Origin of the sequence: Mesorhizobium sp. M0698, assembly GCF_040320455.1 — a bacterium.
Lineage (GTDB): Bacteria > Pseudomonadota > Alphaproteobacteria > Rhizobiales > Rhizobiaceae > Mesorhizobium.
Map to the genome: position 1 here is coordinate 95,118 of NZ_JAMYPQ010000002.1, position 17,186 is coordinate 112,303.

Here is a 17,186-nt window from a genome sequence, read left to right on the forward strand (position 1 = left end):
GATAATCTCGCGGGTAGCTTGTGGTCATAGGCAAATGCCATCTTGAAAACAGAGCGCTCCTGTGGAAAGCGAATTCCCACAGGAGCGCAGTCGGTTGCCCTTTTAGGACGAACGCCGGCTAAAGCAAGCCGGCCGCCGTCATCAGGTCGGTCACCTTTTTCGAGTTCAGCGTCGTCGGGTCGACTTTCGGCGCCTGCAGATCGGCCAGCGGCACCAGCTTCGGATTGGACTCGGCGCCCTTGCCGACTGCGTATTCGAACGAATCGCCTGTTTTCAGCACGTCCTGGCCGCCATTGCCGGTGACCCATTTCAGGAAAGCCTGCGCTTCCTTCGGGTGCTTGCTCGAGGCCAGCACGCCGCCGCCGGAAATCGAGACGAAAGCACCGGGATCCTGATGCTTGAAATAGTGCAACTCGACGTTCTTGCTGTTCTCGCCGGTCTTGGCCTGATCGCCGTAGTAGTAATAGTGATAGATCACGCCGCCTTCGACCTCGCCGGCATTGACCGCCTTCATCACCGTGCTGTTGCCCTTATAGGCGGTAAAATTCTCCTTCATCGCCTTCAGCCATTCGGCCGTCGCCGCCTCACCCTTGAGCTGCAGAAGCGCGCTGACGATCGCCTGGAAATCGGCGCCGGAGGGCGAAGCGGCCCAGCGGCCCTTCCAGCTCGGATCGGCGAGATCGAGCAGCGATTTGGGCAGCTGGTCGGCGCTCAGCTTGGGCTTGTTGTAGGCAAAGACGGTGCTGCGCGCGGCGACGCCGACCCATTTGCCGCTCGCCGGCTGGTACTCCTGCGGAACCTGGGCCAGCGTCTCGGTGCCGACCGGTGCGAACAGGCCGGCCGCCTCGACTAATGCCATGGCCGGCGAATTCTCCGTCAGGAATACATCGGCGGGCGAAGCGGTGCCTTCCGCAACGATCTGATTGGAGAAATCGCTGTCGCCGCCATTGCGGACGGTAACCTTGATGCCGGTTTCCTTGGTGAATCCCTCCGCCCAGGCCTTGGTCAGGTTTTCGTGCTGGGCGTTGTAGACGACGATGCCCTCGTCCTCTGCTATTGCCGGGCCGGCGATCAGGCTGATTGCAAGTGCTGTCGCACCGGCAAGGGCGGAAAGAGCATATTTCATGGCGTCGTCCTCGATTTCGATGGTCTTTGGCTTGGCACGCTGCACCTACCAATACCTGACTGGTGCAGTCAACATTGCTGGCCCACTCAATCGCTCAAAAGGAGCAAACTTTCGTGATGCTCAGCTAATTTGCCTTGGACATTATTTCGCCGGCCCCGTAACAAATCAGCGCCGAGACGCGAATATCGGGGAGTGAACTCTTGTGAGCGGCAAGGACGAAGCCGAGCTTTCACGCCTGCTGCGGGCCGCGATCGCCGGAGACGAAAGGGCCTATGCCGACTTTCTGCACCGGATCGCCGCGCTCGTTCGTGGCTTTGCCCGGCGCAAGATCGTGCAGGGCGGGGTGGATCCCGAGGATGTCGTGCAGGAAACCTTGCTGGCCATTCATGTGAAACGACACACCTGGCGCCATGATGCGCCGGTGCTGCCTTGGGTCTATGCAATAGCCCGCTTCAAGCTGATCGATGCGTTCCGGCGGCGCGGTCGGCGGATCGAGATCGAGATCGACGAAATCGCCGAGACCTTTGCCGAGCCGGAATCGGAGACGGTCAGCGAGCGCGACGTCAACCGGGCGCTCGACAGCCTGTCGCCGGCACAGCGTTCCGTCGTCTCGGCCGTATCGGTCGAAGGCCGGTCAATCGGTGAGATCGCGGCCAAATTCGGCATCAGCGAGACGGCTGTGCGGGTGTCACTGCACCGCGGGCTTGCCGCCATTGCCAAACGGTTCAGGGCGGGGCGGGAATAACATGAGGACCGAAGATTTCATCAAGGCGCTCGACGCCGATGCCCGCAGCAAGGCGCTGCCGCTAGGCACCGCCTGGTGGCTTGCCGCCGGCGCGGCCATCGTGATCGCGGCCGCGGTTTTCTGGCTGACGATCGGCCCGCGCCCCGACATTGCGATCGCCATGCACACGATGCGGTTCCTGTCCAAATTCGTCTTCACGATTGCTCTTGCCGCCAGCGCCTTTGTCCTGGTGCGTGGGCTGTCGACGCCCGGTGCATCGACCGGCCGGGCGGTGAGCTGGATGGTCGCCGCGCCGCTGCTGGTGATTGTGGCTGTGATTCTCGAACTCTTCGCCGTGCCTGCGTCCGACTGGGGCACGCGTCTGGTCGGCACGAACATGGTCATCTGCCTGACCTTCATTCCGTTGATCGGGATCGGCCCGCTTGCCGTCTTTCTCGCGGTGCTGCGCCATGGCGCGCCGACAAGGCCGGTGCTTGCCGGTGCGGCCGCGGGCCTGCTTGCCGGCGGGCTGGCGGCGACCTTCTATGCGGCGCATTGCTTCGACGATTCGCCGCTTTTCGTCGGCACCTGGTATACGATCGCGGTCGCCATCCTTGCCGTGCTCGGGGCGCTCGGCGGACGACTTTTTGTGCGCTGGTAGCGAGGCGATCAGCGTGTCGGAACGGGATGCTCGCCGCGATAGTCGTAGAAGCCGCGCCCGGTCTTGCGGCCGAGCCAGCCGGCCTCGACATATTTGACCAGCAGCGGGCAGGGGCGGTATTTCGAATCCGACAGCCCGTCATGCAGCACCTGCATGATCGACAGGCAGGTATCGAGCCCGATGAAATCGGCAAGCTGCAGCGGCCCCATCGGATGGTTGGCGCCGAGCTTCATGGCGGTATCGATCGCGTCGACCGAGCCGACACCTTCATAGAGCGTGTAGATCGCCTCGTTGATCATCGGCAGCAGGATGCGGTTGACGATGAAGGCCGGGAAATCCTCCGAGACGGTGATCGTCTTGTCGAGCTGCTTCACATAGGTTTTTGCCGCCTCGAAGGTCTGGTCCTCGGTGGCGATGCCGCGCACCAGTTCGACCAGCTTCATCACCGGAACCGGATTCATGAAATGTATGCCGATGAAGCGTTCCGGCCGGTCGGTCTGCGAAGCCAGCCGTGTGATCGAGATCGATGACGTGTTCGTCGCCAGGATGGCCTCGGGGTTGAGCTGCGGGCAGAGCTGGGCATAGATCTTGCGCTTGACCGTCTCGTCCTCGGTCGCTGCTTCGATCACCAGATCGGCGCCCGCAAGGTCGGCCATGGCCGGTGCCGCCGAAATGCGCGCCATCGCCTCATTGCGCAGCTTTTCCTCGAGTTTGCCGGAGCCGACCTGACGGGCCATGTTGCCGCTGATCGTAGCGATGCCCTTTTCGATGCGGTCGGGCGAAATATCGTAAACCAGCACCTTATAGCCCGCCAGCGCCGACACATGGGCGATGCCGCCACCCATCTGGCCCGCGCCGATGATGCCGATCGTCTCGATCTTGCTCATTACCCGATCCCGTCGAGGCCTTTGCGGCCCGTTTTTTGTGCAGTGCAAACTAAAAGGGCGGGGCGACTTCGTCTACCCCACCCCTCAGAATTTAATACGCTTTGGCAGAAGGCGTCAAAGCGCCTTTTGCAGTTCCGGCAGAATGACGAAGAGATCGCCGACGAGACCGTAGTCGGCGACCTGGAAGATCGGCGCTTCCTCGTCCTTGTTGATGGCAACGATCACCTTCGAATCCTTCATGCCGGCAAGGTGCTGGATGGCACCGGAGATGCCGACGGCAATATAAAGGTCGGGCGCTACCACCTTGCCGGTCTGGCCGACCTGCCAGTCGTTCGGCGCATAGCCGGCATCGACGGCGGCGCGAGATGCGCCAACCGCCGCACCGAGCTTGTCGGCGACCGGCAGGATGACCTCCTGGAACTTCTCGGAGGAGCCCAGCGCACGGCCGCCCGAGATGATGATCTTGGCCGAGGTCAGCTCTGGACGGTCGGTCTCGGAGAGCTTGTTCTCGACAAAGCTCGACAGGCCGGGATTGGCCGCCGCCTGGACCGTCTCGACCGGCGCGGAACCGCCCTCGGGTGCTGCCTGGAAGGAAGCGGTACGCACCGTGATGACGTTCTTGGCGTCACTGGACTGCACCGTCTGGATGGCGTTGCCGGCATAGATCGGCCGCTTGAAGGTGTCGGGCGACACGACTTCGATGATTTCAGATATCTGGGCGACATCGAGCAGCGCTGCCACGCGGGGCGCGACGTTCTTGCCCGACGAGGTCGCCGGCGCGATGATCGTCTCGTATGGCTCAGCAAGCGAAACGACGAGTGCCGCCAGCGGTTCGGCGAGACGCTCGGTCAGTTCGTCGGCGTCGGCGAGCAGCACCTTGGTGACGCCCTTGAGCTTGGCGGCGGCGTCCGCTGCCGGCTTGGCACCTTTGCCGGCAACCAGCACATGCACGTCCGAACCGATCTGCAGCGCCGCCGAAAGCGCCTTGGCGGTCTGGTCGGAAAGCGCAGCGTTGTCGTGTTCGGCAATCAGAAGAATTGTCATTTTTTATCCCTTCCTGGCCTTACAGCACGCCGGCTTCGTTTTTCAGCTTGTCTAACAGTTCGGCGACGCTCTTGACCTTGACGCCCGCCTTGCGGCCGCCCGGCTCCTCGGTCTTGATCACTTTAAGCCGCGGCTTGACATCGGCGCCGTAATCGGCAGGGCTCTTCTCGTCGAGCGGCTTCTTCTTGGCCTTCATGATGTTGGGCAGAGACGCGTAGCGTGGCTGGTTCAGCCGCAAATCGGCCGTGACGATCGCCGGCATCTTCAGTTCCAGCGTCTGCAGGCCGCCATCGACCTCGCGCGTCACCGTGGCCTTGTCACCGTCGAGCACGATCTTGGAGGCGAAGGTGCCCTGCGCCCAGCCGAGAAGCGCGGCCAGCATCTGGCCGGTCTGGTTGGAATCGTCGTCGATCGCCTGCTTGCCGAGAATGACAAGGCCGGGCTGTTCTGCCTCGACGACGCCCTTCAGCACCTTGGCGACGCCCAGCGGCTCAGTCTGCTCGTCGGTCTTGACCAGGATGGCGCGGTCGGCGCCCATGGCGAGCGCCGTGCGCAAGGTCTCCTGTGCCTGCTGCGGCCCGATCGACACGACGATGATCTCTTCGGCCTTGCCAGCTTCCTTCAGCCGGATCGCCTCTTCGACCGCGATCTCGTCGAACGGGTTCATCGCCATCTTGACGTTGGCGAGTTCCACCGCCGAACCGTCCGCCTTCACCCGGACCTTGACGTTCGCATCCACAACCCGCTTCACGGGCACAAGGATCTTCATTTGCCTGTCACCTCTTTCACGATAGTCTCTTCACGCTCGTCGGGCGCGCTATAGCAGCGTGCACCTCTTCAGAGTTGTCGAAAGCCGACATTCCGGACGGAATTCTGGTCTTCGCCACGCCAGTAGGGTGGCGCTTCCGTAGTTGCGGCGACCCCGCGCGTCAATATCCGGGGCGCACTCGGATCCTCGGCGAAGCACTCAAATCGGTTCAGTCCGGACCGGAAACGGTCCCCCGGCCCCAGCGCGGCGCCGGCTGCGCAGGTTGTGGGTCGCTTGGCGCCGGCTCCACGGCTACGGGCACCGGACCGGCGACCACGGCCGGCTCCTCGTCTGCGCCGGCGAGTAGCGGTACGCCGCGGCTGCGCAAGACAAGCACCAGCACGGCTCCAGCGATGATGCCGCCAATATGGCAGGCCCAGGAAACCTGATCCTCGCCCCCCTGGGCGAACATGAAGATCTGGAACAGGATCCACAGGATCAGCGGGATGAAGGCCGGGATGCGCAACGGGATGCGCGCGAAGACCAGCACCCATACCTTCACCCGCGGATAAAGGATCAGATAGGCGGCGACCACACCGGCGATGGCGCCCGACGCGCCAATCAGCGGCACCTGCGAATCCCAGGCAACCAGACCCTGGAAGAAAGCGCCGGCGATGGCGCAAAGCAGGTAGAAGACGAGGTAGCGGACATGGCCGAGTGCATCCTCGACATTGTCGCCGAACACCCACAGGAACAGCATGTTGCCGCCGAGGTGGAAGATATCCGCGTGCAGGAAGGAATAGGTCAGATAGCTCAGGCTCTCCGGAATGACGACAAATTGCGGAGCGAGCTCGACGCTGTCATGCACAACCGACGGGATGAAACCGAGGCCCAGCACCGCGGCGTTGGCGAAATCTTCGCCGCCCAGTGTGGTGACAAAGTAGATCAGCACGTTGAGCGCGATCAGGCTGATCGTCACATATTGCAGCTTGATGTGCCGCAGCCGGTTGGTGTCGTAAAGCGGGATGAACATCGGGCCTCTCCCGCTTCCGGCGGATTCAGCGGTTCTTGCCGGGAACCCATAGCACGTCGGCATTTCCGTTGTCATTGACCGCGCGTGCGGCGACGAACAGAAAGTCCGAGACACGGTTTATGTATCTTATCGCCTCGCGGTTGACGTGCTCGTCCGGGTCTTGCGACAGCGCCACCATGACGCGCTCGGCGCGGCGGGCCACCGTGCGGGCGAGGTGAAGGGCAGCCGCTGCCGGCGTACCGCCGTTGAGCACGAAGGATTTGAGCGGCTCAAGGTCCTTGTTGAGGAGATCGATATCCTGTTCGATGCGGTCGGTCTGCGAGGCGATGATGCGCAACGGCTCGTAGTCGAGCGGCTTGCCATTATCGGGGACTGCCAGATCGGCGCCGAGGTCGAAAAGGTCGTTCTGGATGCGGCCGAGCATCGCATCGATCGCCGGATTTACTGCCGCGGTATGAATGCGGGCCATGCCGATGCAGGCATTGGCCTCGTCGACCGTGCCGTAGGCGTCGATGCGAAGGTCGGATTTCAGCCGCCGCTCGCCAGAGCCGAGGCCTGTGGTGCCATCGTCGCCAGTGCGGGTGTAGATCTTGTTGAGCTTGACCACGGGTTACCTCCCGGCTGGTGGCTGCTGCGTCACTTACGGGTGAAATACACCGCCAGCATGATCAGCACCAAGGCCACGAACTGCAAGAGCACGCGCGTCTGCATCAGCTTGTTGGAGGTCATGCTGGAGCCGCCGCGCATCATGTTGATGAGGCCGCGGATCAGCACGATCACCACGGCGACCATGACGAGAACGGCGAGGATGTTGAAGACGGTTGCCATGGTGTGTTCCAGGTTGGATTGCGTTCAGGCGCGTTTGGCGAGCAGACGGTAGAGTGCCGATGACGGCAGGATGCGTTTAAGGATCGCACCGATCCTGGCCGGCACAGTTACCACATAATGCGGGCGCGGGCGCCGCGACAGAAGCGCATGGTGCAAGGCGGAATAAACCACCTCCGGTCCGGGCTTCAGCCGCGTGTGCTGCCGCCGGCCCGCAGCCGTTCGAGTTGCGCCGCATAGGCGAGGCGATGAACGGACTTCTCGTGATCGATATTCGCCAGGAACCACGCAAGGCTGTTGCTGGCGATCTTCGATTTCACCGGCCCCGGCTCGATCAGCGAAACATGGATTCCGCTGCCGAGGAGTTCTTGGTAGAGGGACAGCATCAGCCCTTCGATAGCGTGCTTCGATGCCGAGTAGGCGCCGCGGAAAGGCACCGGCGCCAGGCCGAGGATCGACGAGCAATGAACGAGACGACCATGGCCTTGGCGGCGCATCACCGGTACGACACGGCGAGTGAGGTCATGCCAGCCAAAGACATTGGCCTCGAACTGCTGCCGTAAAGCCTCGACCGGCAGGTCCTCGACGGCGCCGGGCTGTCCGTAGGCGCCATTGTTGAAGAGCGCATCGAGCCGGCCGTCGGTCCGTTCCAGCACCGACGCCACCAGCGCCTCGATCGATCCGGGCTCGGTGTAGTCCAGATAAAAGGCCTCGATGCCGTCGGCCTCGAGCGCAGCGATATCTTCGGGCTTTCGGGCCGTTGCGAACACCCGCCAGCCTTCCTTCTTAAGAGCATGGGCGCAATAGGCGCCTATACCGGAAGAGGCACCTGTGACAATGATGGTGCGCAACTCTTCTCCGGGAGGAATGGTGGTTTGGCCTAGGGTTGTCATTTACCGCAAACCCTTCCCATATTCGCGGCGTCGGGACAATCGAAGGGAACGCGGTTCTTGTTGCGGAAGATCGTAGCCCTCAAACGCGTCCTCTACGACGCGCTCGGCCATTTCAACACCGACGACGGCTGGGCAATGGCCAGCCATCTGGCGATCACCGCGCTGATGGCGCTTTTTCCTTTCCTGATCTTCGCCACGACGCTGGCGAGTTTTTTCGGCGCGCAGGCTTTCGCCGACACCGCCGTGCACCTTGTGTTCGACACATGGCCCGAGCAGATCGCCAAACCGATCGCGCGCGAGGTGCTCAACGTGCTTACCGTCCGGCGCAGTGACCTGTTGACCTACGGTATCGTGCTTGCCGGATATTTCGCCTCGAACGGCATCGAGGCGCTGCGCACCTCGCTCAACCGGGCCTATCGTGTCTCGGAAACGCGCGGCATCATCTATCGGCGGGTGCAGAGCATCATCTTCGTGCTGATCGCGACGGCCGGGTTTTTGGCCATCAGCGTGCTGCTGGTCTTCGCGCCATTGCTGGCACGGCTGGCCGAGTCGCATTTCGAATGGATAAAACCCTATATGGGCACGATCACGCTGTGGCGTTACGTCATCGCCTCTGTAGTCATCATCGGCGGCCTGTTCGCCGTGCATTTCTGGTTGCCGGCCGGCAAGCGCCGCCTCGTTTCGATCGTGCCTGGCATCATCTTCACGCTGGTCGGCTGGCTCATCGGGTCGACCATCTTCGCCGCCTATCTCGATCATTTCTCGTCCTATGTGACGACCTATGCCGGCCTCGCCTCGATCATGATCGCCGTCGTGTTCCTCTATATCGTCTCAGCGATCTTCATCCTCGGTGGCGAGCTCAACGCCGCGATCAGCCGCTATTTAGAGGCGCGTGCCCGCGTCGGCGGCTGAGCCGTCGCCAGCCCGACGCCGAGCGTCGCGATCGCCATGCCGGCGATCTGGAGCGGGCTCAAGTGCTCACCGAACAATGCCCAGGCGATGACCGCGGTGACAGCCGGCACGAGGTAAAACAGCGAGGCGACCTTCGACATTTCGCCGTCGCGGATCATCACCATCAACAGGAAGATGGCGCCGATCGACAGCACCAGCACGAGCCAGGTCATGGCGAAGATCAGCTCGCCGTTGACGATGACCGTTCGGGTCTCGAAGGCGAGCGAGGCCAGAGCCATCACCGATGCGCCGCCGACATATTGCCAGAACGTGGCAGCCACCAGATCGCCGCCGGAAGCAAAGCGCTTCTGCCAGATGGTGCCGGCGCTCATGCCGAGTACCGAGACCAGCGAGGCGCCCAGTGTCTCGGCCGTCACGCCGCCGCCGAGCGCACCGAGCTTCGGCCAAAGCACGATCACCACGCCGATCAACCCGAGGCCGAGACCGGCCCAGTGGCGCGGCAGGATGGCCTCGCCGAGAAGCCGGCCGGCGAGCACTGCCGTGATCAGCGGCTGCAGGCCGACGATCAGGGCTGAAAGTCCGGCGGGCATGCCCCGGTGGATTGCCCAGAACACGCCGCCGAGATAGATGCCATGCATCAGGATGCCGGCACCGGTCGCGTGCAGCGCCTCATCGCGGGTGGCGCGGCTCGAACCAAGTGCGGCCATCAAAGCGACAAGCAGGATTGCGGCCAGGACAAAGCGCGCGGCCAGGAACGTAAAGGGCTCCGCCCACGGCATGGCATAGCGCGCGCCGATGAAGCCGGTCGCCCACAGGACGACGAAAGAGGCGGGGATGAACCGCTTGAGGCTGTGCATTTCCGGAGGCCGCGATGAATTCGGGTGAGGGATCGACTGCGGCGACTGCTTAATGCCGTTCGGGCCGGCAAGCAAAACCAAACGGTTGATCCATAGAGTCATTTGAATTGAAGGAGCGCCGTTGATGGCCGCGAGCTCACCGGTCTAGTCTAGAGACCGACCAGCCACTTGAGATCGGCGGGCGATGCGCCCGCCTTACGCTGGGCGGCAAGGCCGGTATCGCCAAGGCTCTTCGACAGTTTTCGTCCGTCCGGGCCGAGGATCAGGCGATGGTGAAAATAGGCCGGCTGCGGCAGGCCAAGCAGTTGCTGAAGCAGCCGCTGCACGCTGGTCGCGGAATAAAGGTCCTGGCCGCGCACGACATGGCTGACGCCCTGCAGCGCGTCGTCCATGGTGACGGCGAGGTGATAACTGGTCGGGATTTCGCGGCGCGCCACGACCACGTCGCCCCAATCCTGCGGATGGGCTTCGACACGACGCGTCGCGGAGAGCGTCTCGTCCGTGTATTCGGCCCATGACAGGTCCTTGCCGGCGCGCGCTATTGCAGCATCGACGTCCAGCCGCCAGGCAAATGGCACATTTTCGGCGACGCGCCGCTCGCGTTCGCTCGCCGTCAACGCCTTGTCGGCGGCGGGATAGAGCGGCACGCCGTCCGGGTCGCGCGGCCAGTCGCGGCCACGCTTCTCGCTGTCGGCGATAAAGGCGCGGATCTCACTTCTGCTCATGAAGGCCGGGTAGACAAGTTCTTCCTTGATCAGCCGCTCGAGCATCGCCCGATATTCGGCAAAATGCTCGGACTGGCGGCGCACCGGTTCCTCCCAGCCAAGCCCCAGCCATTTCAGGTCGCGAAAAATGCCTGCCTCGAATTCCGGCGTGCAGCGCGTCGTGTCGATATCCTCGATGCGCAGCAGCAGGCGTCCGCCCGCCGCCTTTGCCAATTTCTGATTGAGCAGCGCCGAATAGGCATGGCCGAGATGCAGTTCGCCGTTCGGGCTCGGCGCGAAGCGGAATGTCAGCAGTGTCATTGTCCGGCGGCAATCGGGTTGTGTGGCGCTTTCGCCAATTGCTACTTTGCGCCGGTGGCGTCGTGCGTCCAGAGGGACACGTGACGAAGCGTGCGGCACTTTTGATTTTGGAACAAGCAGACATGCAACGCATCGCCAGTCTCGACGACATTGCGCAAGGGCTGGATAGGCTATGCTTACTCGACCCACGCCTGGAAAAAGTGCGCGGCATGGCCGGCGAGGTGCCGCTCAGGCTGTCGGAGCCGGGGTTCAGGAGCCTTGCCTCGATCGTCGTTTCACAACAAGTGTCCCGCGCGAGCGCCGATGCCATCTTCGGCCGGCTGACGAGACTGCTCGATCCGCTGGCGCCGCAGGCGATACTTGCCGCCGACGAGGCGATCTTTCGCGAGGCCGGGCTGTCGCGGCCCAAGCAGCGCGGCCTGGTTGCCGTCGCCCGGGCGGTGGCCGAGGGACTCGACCTCGATCACCTGTGCCGGCTCGATGCAAGCGAGGCGATCGCGGCCATGACCAAGGTGCCGGGGATCGGCTCGTGGACGGCTGAAGTCTACCTTTTGTTTGCCGCCGGACATCCAGATATCTTTCCGGCGCGCGACGTAGCATTGCAGAGCGCGGTCGGCCATGCGCTCGGCATCGACCCGCGTCCGCCGGAGAAAATGCTGATCCGGCTTGCCGAATCATGGAGCCCGTGGCGCGGTGTCGCATCGCGGCTTTTCTGGGCTTATTATCGCGAATTGAAGGGCAGGGATGCCGCGCCTCCGGCCTGAATCCGCAAAAAAGCATTGAAATCATGCGTTTTTGAGACCCGGCATGATCGACAATCCGCTTCACATCCCTGTCATGTCGGGCTTACAGTATCCGCGTCGACCGGTTCTAGGGTGAAGGAGGTCAACGACGTGACGGTTGCCGTATCTCCGGATGGGCTTCCAGCGCTGGTGCTGAATGCGGATTACCGTCCGCTCAGCTATTACCCCCTGTCGCTCTGGTCCTGGCAGGATGCCATCAAGGCGGTGTTTCTCGAGAGGGTGAACATCGTCGCCGAATACGAACACGCCGTCTCTTCACCGACCTTTTCGATGAAGCTGCCGAGCGTCGTCAGCCTGAAGGCTTACGTGAAGCCGTCGAGGCATCCGGCGTTTACCCGTTTCAACGTCTTCCTGCGTGACCGTTTCCAATGCCAATATTGCGGCACGCCGGACGATCTGACGTTCGACCATGTCATTCCTCGCCATCGCGGCGGCGCCACGACCTGGGAGAATGTCGTCGCTGCCTGCTCGCCCTGCAATCTGAGGAAGGGCGGCATGATGCCGGCCCACGCCAAGATGTGGCCGCTGCAGAAGCCCTACCAGCCGACGGTGCATGATTTGCATAATAACGGCCGGCTGTTCCCGCCCAACCATCTACACGAAAGCTGGATGGATTATCTGTACTGGGATGTCGAACTCGAGCCGTGAGATCATCCGATAATTCGGGAGGCTGGCCGTCTGAAGCGATTGTCTGCGCTTCCGATGCTCACGGACCAATGTCCGCTCCGCTTCGGTTCTCGACAATCACTCCACCCGACTCAGCCTGCCGAATTCTTGGATGATCTCGTGTCGCGCTAAATCAGTCGCGGGCAAAGGCGCTGCGGAAGGCTACGACTGCCAGGACAAAGCTGGCGATGGCGTTCCAGCCGGCCAGCGACAGGCCGAGGATGCGGAGCGCCGCCTTGTCGCAGGAGGGCGGGACGAATTTGTCGAGCGCATCGAGCACGCCCTTGCCGCCGGTGTCCACCGGCCCGGCGGCTGCGGTGCAATCGGTCGGGCCTGGCCACCACGCCCATTCGACGCCGGAGTGATAAACGCCGAGATAGACGCCGTAGAGCATCAGCAGGCCGCCAATAGCCAGCAGGCCACGGCTTACCCAGGCGGGCGCCTTGAGGGCCGACGCAAGCACCGCCAGCAGCATCAAAGGCACGCCGACATAGTAAGGGGTGCGCTGCTCGAGGCAGAGCTTGCAGGGGATGTAGCCGCCGAGATACTGGAAGGCCAGCGCCGAGCCGACCGTGGCGGCCATGGCGACAGCGAGAAACAGGGCGGTGCGCAGCCGCTGGCGTCCGGTATCGGCATTCACGGTCGCTGTCATCGGACTCAGTCCATTCGGTTCGATGCCGTTCAGACGGCGTATTTGACGACGATATAGAGCAAAATCAGGGCAGCGGCGGCGGCGCCTGCAATCTGGCCAAGGCGCTTTTCGATGAAGTGGCGGATCGGCTCGCCATAGCGGCGCAACAGCCACGCGAGAAACAGGAAGCGAGCACCGCGCGCCACGATTGCGAGCACGATGAACAGCAGCAAAGGAACACCGATGACGCCCGACAGGATCGTCACAACCTTGATCGGCGGCAGATGGGCGAGGCCGGAGGTGACCAGCATCAGGATGATGAAGCCGACACCCGATGAGACGCGCATCGCTTCGAACTCGTCATATTTGCCATAAAATTCGAGGATCGGCCGCGCCACCGCATCATAGGCATAATGGCCGATGAACCAGCCGGCGATGCCGCCCAGCACCGAGGCGACGGTGGCGACCAGCGCGTAACGATAGGCGCGATCCGGCCGCGACAGCGCCATCGGCAGATAGAGGACGTCGGCCGGCACCAGGAACACCGAGCTCTCGACGAAGGCGATGAAGGCCAGCCACCATTCGGCCGATTTGCTCGCCGCCAGCGACAAGGTCCAGTCGTAAAGTCCGCGAAGCATCGGCACTCCTAATGCACGCCCAAACCAGAAGCGGTCTTGGGATCACGACATGTACAAACAAGACTTGGAAGCGCCCCGCATCAACCTCGTCGGACAAGGTGCGCTTCAATGACATGCGCCGCCTGTCTAGAAAGATTTTCCGCGCTGCACAATGGCAGCTGCTTCACGAAATCGAAAGGCTGAGGCTTGAGCGAGCCCAGATGTCGGGATTTGGCCAGTTGACGAGCAAGCCATGGCGTCGAACACTTGCCCGCCTGAAGTGCGTCAAGGCAGTTTCCAATTACATCGTGGGTTTTCCGGTCGAACACGATCCGTGTTTAAATACCGGCGATTCCTGTCGCATCCTCTCTCCCTGCTTCGCCCTTTGCGCCGCCATGTCGTTGTCTGATTTCATTTATCGCCCCTTTGAGAAGCTCATCCGTCCGCTGGATATTCCACCCGCGCCGCTGCCTGCGAGCGGGCCGTTTGCACTGCTCCTGCATTTTGCGCGGATGTTCCGCGGCACCCTTGCGGCCATTACCGTCCTGATGATGGCGGTCGAGGGGATCAACCTTGCGACGATTTGGGGGGGCCTCGTTCGTCGTCGATGGGGTGAGCGCGAAGGGCGCGGCGGTTTTCCTGCAGGAGGACTGGCCGACGCTGGTCGTGCTCGGCGTGCTGGTTTTCCCCGTGCTGCCGTTGCTCATCTTCGTGGGCAATGCGCTGAACTCGCAGACGGTGGCCGTATGCATGCCGGCGGCGATGCAGTGGCAGGGCCACAAGGCGGTGGAACGTCAGGATCTTGCCTTCTTCCACGACCTCTTCGCAGGTCAGGTGGCGTCGCGCATTTCGCAAGTCGCATCCGCCGTGCAGCAGCAGATCGTCGTGGCCTTCTACAGAATACCGCTGTTTCTGGTGCAACTCGTCGGGTCGCTCGTTCTGCTTGGCGCGTTGTCCTGGCCGCTGGCGCTTCCGGTTTTCCTCTGGATCTCCGCCAACATCGCCATTGCGGTGGTGGCGGTACCCCAATATTCCGAGCGGTCGCGCCGCTCGGCGCGGGGCGAAGCCTCGTGGTCGGCGCCATGACCGACCTCTACAGCAACATTCAGATGGTCAAGCTGTTTGCGGCGGAAGACAGCGAGGCGGGCGCGATGCGGACCGTGATGGAAAACGCCATCGAGACCCAGCAGCGCGAAAGGCGCATCTATCTGACGACCGATATGGGCGTCGTCCTGCTCAACGTTGCCCTCTTTCTCACCAACGTTGCCATAGGGCTCTGGGGATTTGTCGCCGGCTTCGTCACGGTTGGTCAGTTCGCCGCTTCGATCGCCATCGTGCAGCGGCTCAATGCCAACTCCCGTGCCTTCCTGCAGATGGGCCAGCAGATTTTCCAGGCGGTGGGCACGATCCGCGACGCAATGCTGGTCGTGACGACGCCGCCGACCATAAAAGACGCGCCGAACGCCAAGCCGCTCGACGTCACGGCCGGCGAAGTCGAGTTCAAGAACATCCAGTTCGAATACCGCGAGGGTCAACGGGTGATCGAAGACCTGTCGCTCACCGTGCGCGCCGGCGAGAAGGTCGGGCTCGTCGGCCTCTCCGGGGCCGGCAAGTCGACCCTTGTCAGCCTGCTCCTGAGGTTCTTCGAGCTGAAGGGCGGCGCGATCCTGATCGATGGGCAGGATCTCCGCAGCGTGACCCAGGCCAGCCTTCGGGAGAGCATCGGCGTCGTCACCCAGGACGTCTCACTGCTGAATCGCTCCGTCGGCGACAACATCCGTTATGGCCGGCCCGATGCCCCGCCGGAGGCGTTGGAGCGCGCCGCGATGCTGGCCGAGGCCGACGGCTTCATCGCCGATCTCAGAGATGGCGAAGGCCGCACCGGCTACGACGCTTTCGTCGGCGACCGCGGGGTAAAACTTTCCGGCGGCCAGCGTCAGCGCGTCGCGATCGCCCGGGTGTTGCTCAAGGACGCGCCAATCCTGGTTCTCGATGAGGCGACGTCCGCATTGGACAGCGAGGCCGAGGCGGCGGTCCAGGACAAGCTCGCTCTTCTGATGGAAGGCAAAACTGTGATCGCCATCGCCCATCGCCTGTCGACGATTGCCAGGATGGACCGGATCGTCGTCCTCGACAAAGGCCGCATCGTCGAGGAGGGAAAACCATCGGCGCTGCTGGAGCGCGACGGGCTCTATGCCCGACTGTGGAAGCTTCAGACCGGCGGCTATATTGCCGACGCCCTCGAGGAGATGTGAGCCGCCCTCGGTGATGATGTTTTGCTCATGGCCGGCTCGATACATTCTGCTTTCACTCCGGAAACCGGACTTGGCTGAACTCGTTTCCACCATAACGTTCGGAAGCCGATCCCAACTTCATCGATCATGAGCGAAGCCATAATCCCGAACTCCCGTGCCGCCATTCTCGAGCGGCGATCTGCCGGCGCGCTGACATGGTCCGGCCCCGCCCTGATGTTGTTCGCGCGGTCGGCTTTCGCTGTTGCCGCGCAGGGCCTGGTTGCGGCCGTGTACGCTGCGCACGGTTCGGCGACGCCCTGGCGCGACGCACGGGCTTGGCTGCCGGTATATGGCAGCTTGATCGACGCGGGCTGCCTTGGACTCCTTTGGTGCCTTGCGCGGCGCGAGGGCATCACGTTGCTCGATTTGGTCGGTTTCGATCGCAAACGCTTGGGGCGCGATCTGTTGTTGGGCGTTGCGCTCATCCTCCCGAGCCTCGTTTTCATCTACGCTGGGATCACCGCCAGCAGCCTGTTGGTCTATGGCAACCCTGACGCACCGCAAATATACGGACCTTTGCCGCTCTTGCCTGCGCTCTACGGGGTGCTGATCTTTCCGTTGGTCTGGGGCATTACGGAGCAGACCACCTATAACGGCTATCTTCTGCCGCGTTTCCAAGTCTTGTCGGGAAGCACGGGATTTGCCGTTGCCGTCGTAGCGTTTTCCTGGTCGTTTCAGCATGCGGTGATGCCGCTGACGTTCGACCCACACTTCATGCTCTACCGGCTCTTGGCACCCATCGCGCATTCGACATTCATCACCCTCGTGTACCTGCGCGTGCGCCGCATCCTGCCGCTGGCGACGGCGCATTGGCTCATGGATGGGGCGTCGGTATTCATCGGCATTCCGCTGTTGCGGTAGAAGGGTTCAAACGGGCTGAGATGCCCACTTTAGACCGAAGCCTCCGATCGACGAAATCGAAAGCCTGGGTTTGAGCTACATGGGGTCTCGGGAATTGGCCAGTTGACGAACAGGCCTCCAACCGTATAGTCCGCGCCCATCCAGGCCGCCCGGCCTGAGCCCCTATGGCGGAATTGGTAGACGCGCTCGACTCAAAATCGAGTTCCGCAAGGAGTGCTGGTTCGATCCCGGCTAGGGGCACCATTTCCTAAAATTCCCACGCCACTTCCTGTTAAATCCAATGGCGTGGGTGGGATCGTCCACGACGCCCTCGACGGCCACCGAATGGTTGCGTCTTGCCTGTTGCCGCAAGCTGCCCAAGCTTCCGCTGAACGGTGCGCGGACCAGCCCCAAGCGCAATCTGGCGTTCCTCACCGCACGCGATCAGGCGTGCCGCGGTCCCGCAAAAAGACGTTGCCGCAAAGTCGATCGCTGCCCGACGGACATGTTTCCTCCCGCGAACTACCCACCAGACCCGGCCCACGGATGCAACCTCGGGAGGTGAGATATGCGGTAACATTATGGCACGATGCGAAACAG

17 protein-coding genes, 1 tRNA gene and 2 pseudogenes are annotated in these 17,186 nt (G+C 62.6%); 8 read left to right on the top strand and 12 right to left on the bottom strand.

From position 1 onward, the window contains the following. Positions 1–118: 118 nt before the first annotated feature. The gene (locus NKI16_RS05055) at positions 119–1,126 is read right to left on the bottom strand and encodes an iron ABC transporter substrate-binding protein (protein WP_352922305.1); all 1,008 of its coding nucleotides are present in this window, start codon (positions 1,124–1,126) and stop codon (positions 119–121) included. 202 nt (positions 1,127–1,328) lie between these two features. Between NKI16_RS05055 and NKI16_RS05060 the strand changes: the two genes are divergently transcribed. Then, the gene (locus tag NKI16_RS05060; RefSeq protein ID WP_352621657.1) at positions 1,329–1,871 is read left to right on the top strand and encodes a sigma-70 family RNA polymerase sigma factor; all 543 of its coding nucleotides are present in this window, start codon (positions 1,329–1,331) and stop codon (positions 1,869–1,871) included. 1 nt (position 1,872) lies between these two features. After that, complete coding sequence (locus tag NKI16_RS05065; RefSeq protein ID WP_352456681.1) at positions 1,873–2,511, top strand: NrsF family protein; 639 nt, start codon at positions 1,873–1,875, stop codon at positions 2,509–2,511. Between the two features lie 8 nt (positions 2,512–2,519). Here the strand turns inward: NKI16_RS05065 and NKI16_RS05070 are convergent, their stop codons facing one another. From NKI16_RS05070 to NKI16_RS05100, 7 genes and pseudogenes are all read right to left on the bottom strand, one after another. Then, positions 2,520–3,398 carry a 3-hydroxybutyryl-CoA dehydrogenase gene (locus NKI16_RS05070; protein WP_023677945.1) on the bottom strand — a complete coding sequence of 293 codons (879 nt, stop codon included), beginning with the start codon at positions 3,396–3,398 and terminating at the stop codon, positions 2,520–2,522. Between the two features lie 114 nt (positions 3,399–3,512). Next, positions 3,513–4,442, bottom strand: a complete 930-nt coding sequence (locus NKI16_RS05075; protein WP_352577196.1) for an electron transfer flavoprotein subunit alpha/FixB family protein — start codon at positions 4,440–4,442, stop codon at positions 3,513–3,515. Positions 4,443–4,461: 19 nt separating this feature from the next. Next, positions 4,462–5,211 (bottom strand): electron transfer flavoprotein subunit beta/FixA family protein, encoded by a 750-nt coding sequence (locus NKI16_RS05080; protein ID WP_352456678.1) that lies wholly within the window; start codon positions 5,209–5,211, stop codon positions 4,462–4,464. 208 nt (positions 5,212–5,419) lie between these two features. Next, positions 5,420–6,223, bottom strand: a complete 804-nt coding sequence (locus NKI16_RS05085) for a rhomboid family intramembrane serine protease (protein ID WP_352456677.1) — start codon at positions 6,221–6,223, stop codon at positions 5,420–5,422. 25 nt (positions 6,224–6,248) lie between these two features. After that, the gene (locus NKI16_RS05090; protein WP_352621660.1) at positions 6,249–6,830 is read right to left on the bottom strand and encodes a cob(I)yrinic acid a,c-diamide adenosyltransferase; all 582 of its coding nucleotides are present in this window, start codon (positions 6,828–6,830) and stop codon (positions 6,249–6,251) included. 29 nt (positions 6,831–6,859) lie between these two features. Continuing rightward, on the bottom strand, positions 6,860–7,051 hold the full coding sequence (locus NKI16_RS05095) for a twin transmembrane helix small protein (RefSeq protein ID WP_023677950.1): 192 nt from the start codon (positions 7,049–7,051) through the stop codon (positions 6,860–6,862). A gap of 24 nt (positions 7,052–7,075) precedes the next feature. Then, positions 7,076–7,941: pseudogene (locus tag NKI16_RS05100) on the bottom strand (SDR family oxidoreductase). A 57-nt stretch (positions 7,942–7,998) separates the two neighbouring features. Here NKI16_RS05100 and NKI16_RS05105 point away from each other — a divergent pair. Continuing rightward, positions 7,999–8,853: a YihY/virulence factor BrkB family protein gene (locus NKI16_RS05105; RefSeq protein WP_031212039.1), complete on the top strand. Its 855-nt coding sequence runs from the start codon at positions 7,999–8,001 to the stop codon at positions 8,851–8,853. Here NKI16_RS05105 and NKI16_RS05110 read toward each other — a convergent pair. Together NKI16_RS05110 and gluQRS are read right to left on the bottom strand one after the other, a co-directional pair. Continuing rightward, on the bottom strand, positions 8,820–9,710 hold the full coding sequence (locus NKI16_RS05110) for a DMT family transporter (RefSeq protein ID WP_352456675.1): 891 nt from the start codon (positions 9,708–9,710) through the stop codon (positions 8,820–8,822). The genes NKI16_RS05105 and NKI16_RS05110 overlap by 34 nt on opposite strands. 149 nt (positions 9,711–9,859) lie before the next feature. Then, the gene (gene gluQRS, locus NKI16_RS05115; RefSeq protein ID WP_352782650.1) at positions 9,860–10,735 is read right to left on the bottom strand and encodes a tRNA glutamyl-Q(34) synthetase GluQRS; all 876 of its coding nucleotides are present in this window, start codon (positions 10,733–10,735) and stop codon (positions 9,860–9,862) included. 122 nt (positions 10,736–10,857) lie between these two features. On the opposite strand from gluQRS, the gene NKI16_RS05120 reads away from it, so the two are divergent. Both NKI16_RS05120 and NKI16_RS05125 read left to right on the top strand, forming a co-directional pair. Continuing rightward, positions 10,858–11,499, top strand: a complete 642-nt coding sequence (locus NKI16_RS05120; RefSeq protein ID WP_352621666.1) for a DNA-3-methyladenine glycosylase family protein — start codon at positions 10,858–10,860, stop codon at positions 11,497–11,499. A gap of 129 nt (positions 11,500–11,628) precedes the next feature. Continuing rightward, entirely contained in the window at positions 11,629–12,186 is a 558-nt protein-coding gene (locus tag NKI16_RS05125; RefSeq protein WP_023677956.1) for an HNH endonuclease, read from the top strand. A 151-nt stretch (positions 12,187–12,337) separates the two neighbouring features. Here NKI16_RS05125 and NKI16_RS05130 read toward each other — a convergent pair whose 3' ends face one another. Continuing rightward, positions 12,338–12,856 (bottom strand): disulfide bond formation protein B, encoded by a 519-nt coding sequence (locus NKI16_RS05130; protein WP_352621668.1) that lies wholly within the window; start codon positions 12,854–12,856, stop codon positions 12,338–12,340. A gap of 29 nt (positions 12,857–12,885) precedes the next feature. Continuing rightward, positions 12,886–13,473 (bottom strand): YqaA family protein, encoded by a 588-nt coding sequence (locus NKI16_RS05135; protein WP_023677958.1) that lies wholly within the window; start codon positions 13,471–13,473, stop codon positions 12,886–12,888. A gap of 374 nt (positions 13,474–13,847) precedes the next feature. Here NKI16_RS05135 and NKI16_RS05140 point away from each other — a divergent pair. From NKI16_RS05140 to NKI16_RS05150, 3 genes and pseudogenes are all read left to right on the top strand, one after another. Then, positions 13,848–15,707: pseudogene (locus NKI16_RS05140) on the top strand (ABC transporter ATP-binding protein). Between the two features lie 126 nt (positions 15,708–15,833). Beyond that, positions 15,834–16,607 (top strand): CPBP family glutamic-type intramembrane protease, encoded by a 774-nt coding sequence (locus tag NKI16_RS05145; protein ID WP_352570539.1) that lies wholly within the window; start codon positions 15,834–15,836, stop codon positions 16,605–16,607. 158 nt (positions 16,608–16,765) lie between these two features. Then, positions 16,766–16,850: transfer RNA gene (locus NKI16_RS05150), tRNA-Leu, on the top strand. Positions 16,851–17,186 lie beyond the last annotated feature (336 nt).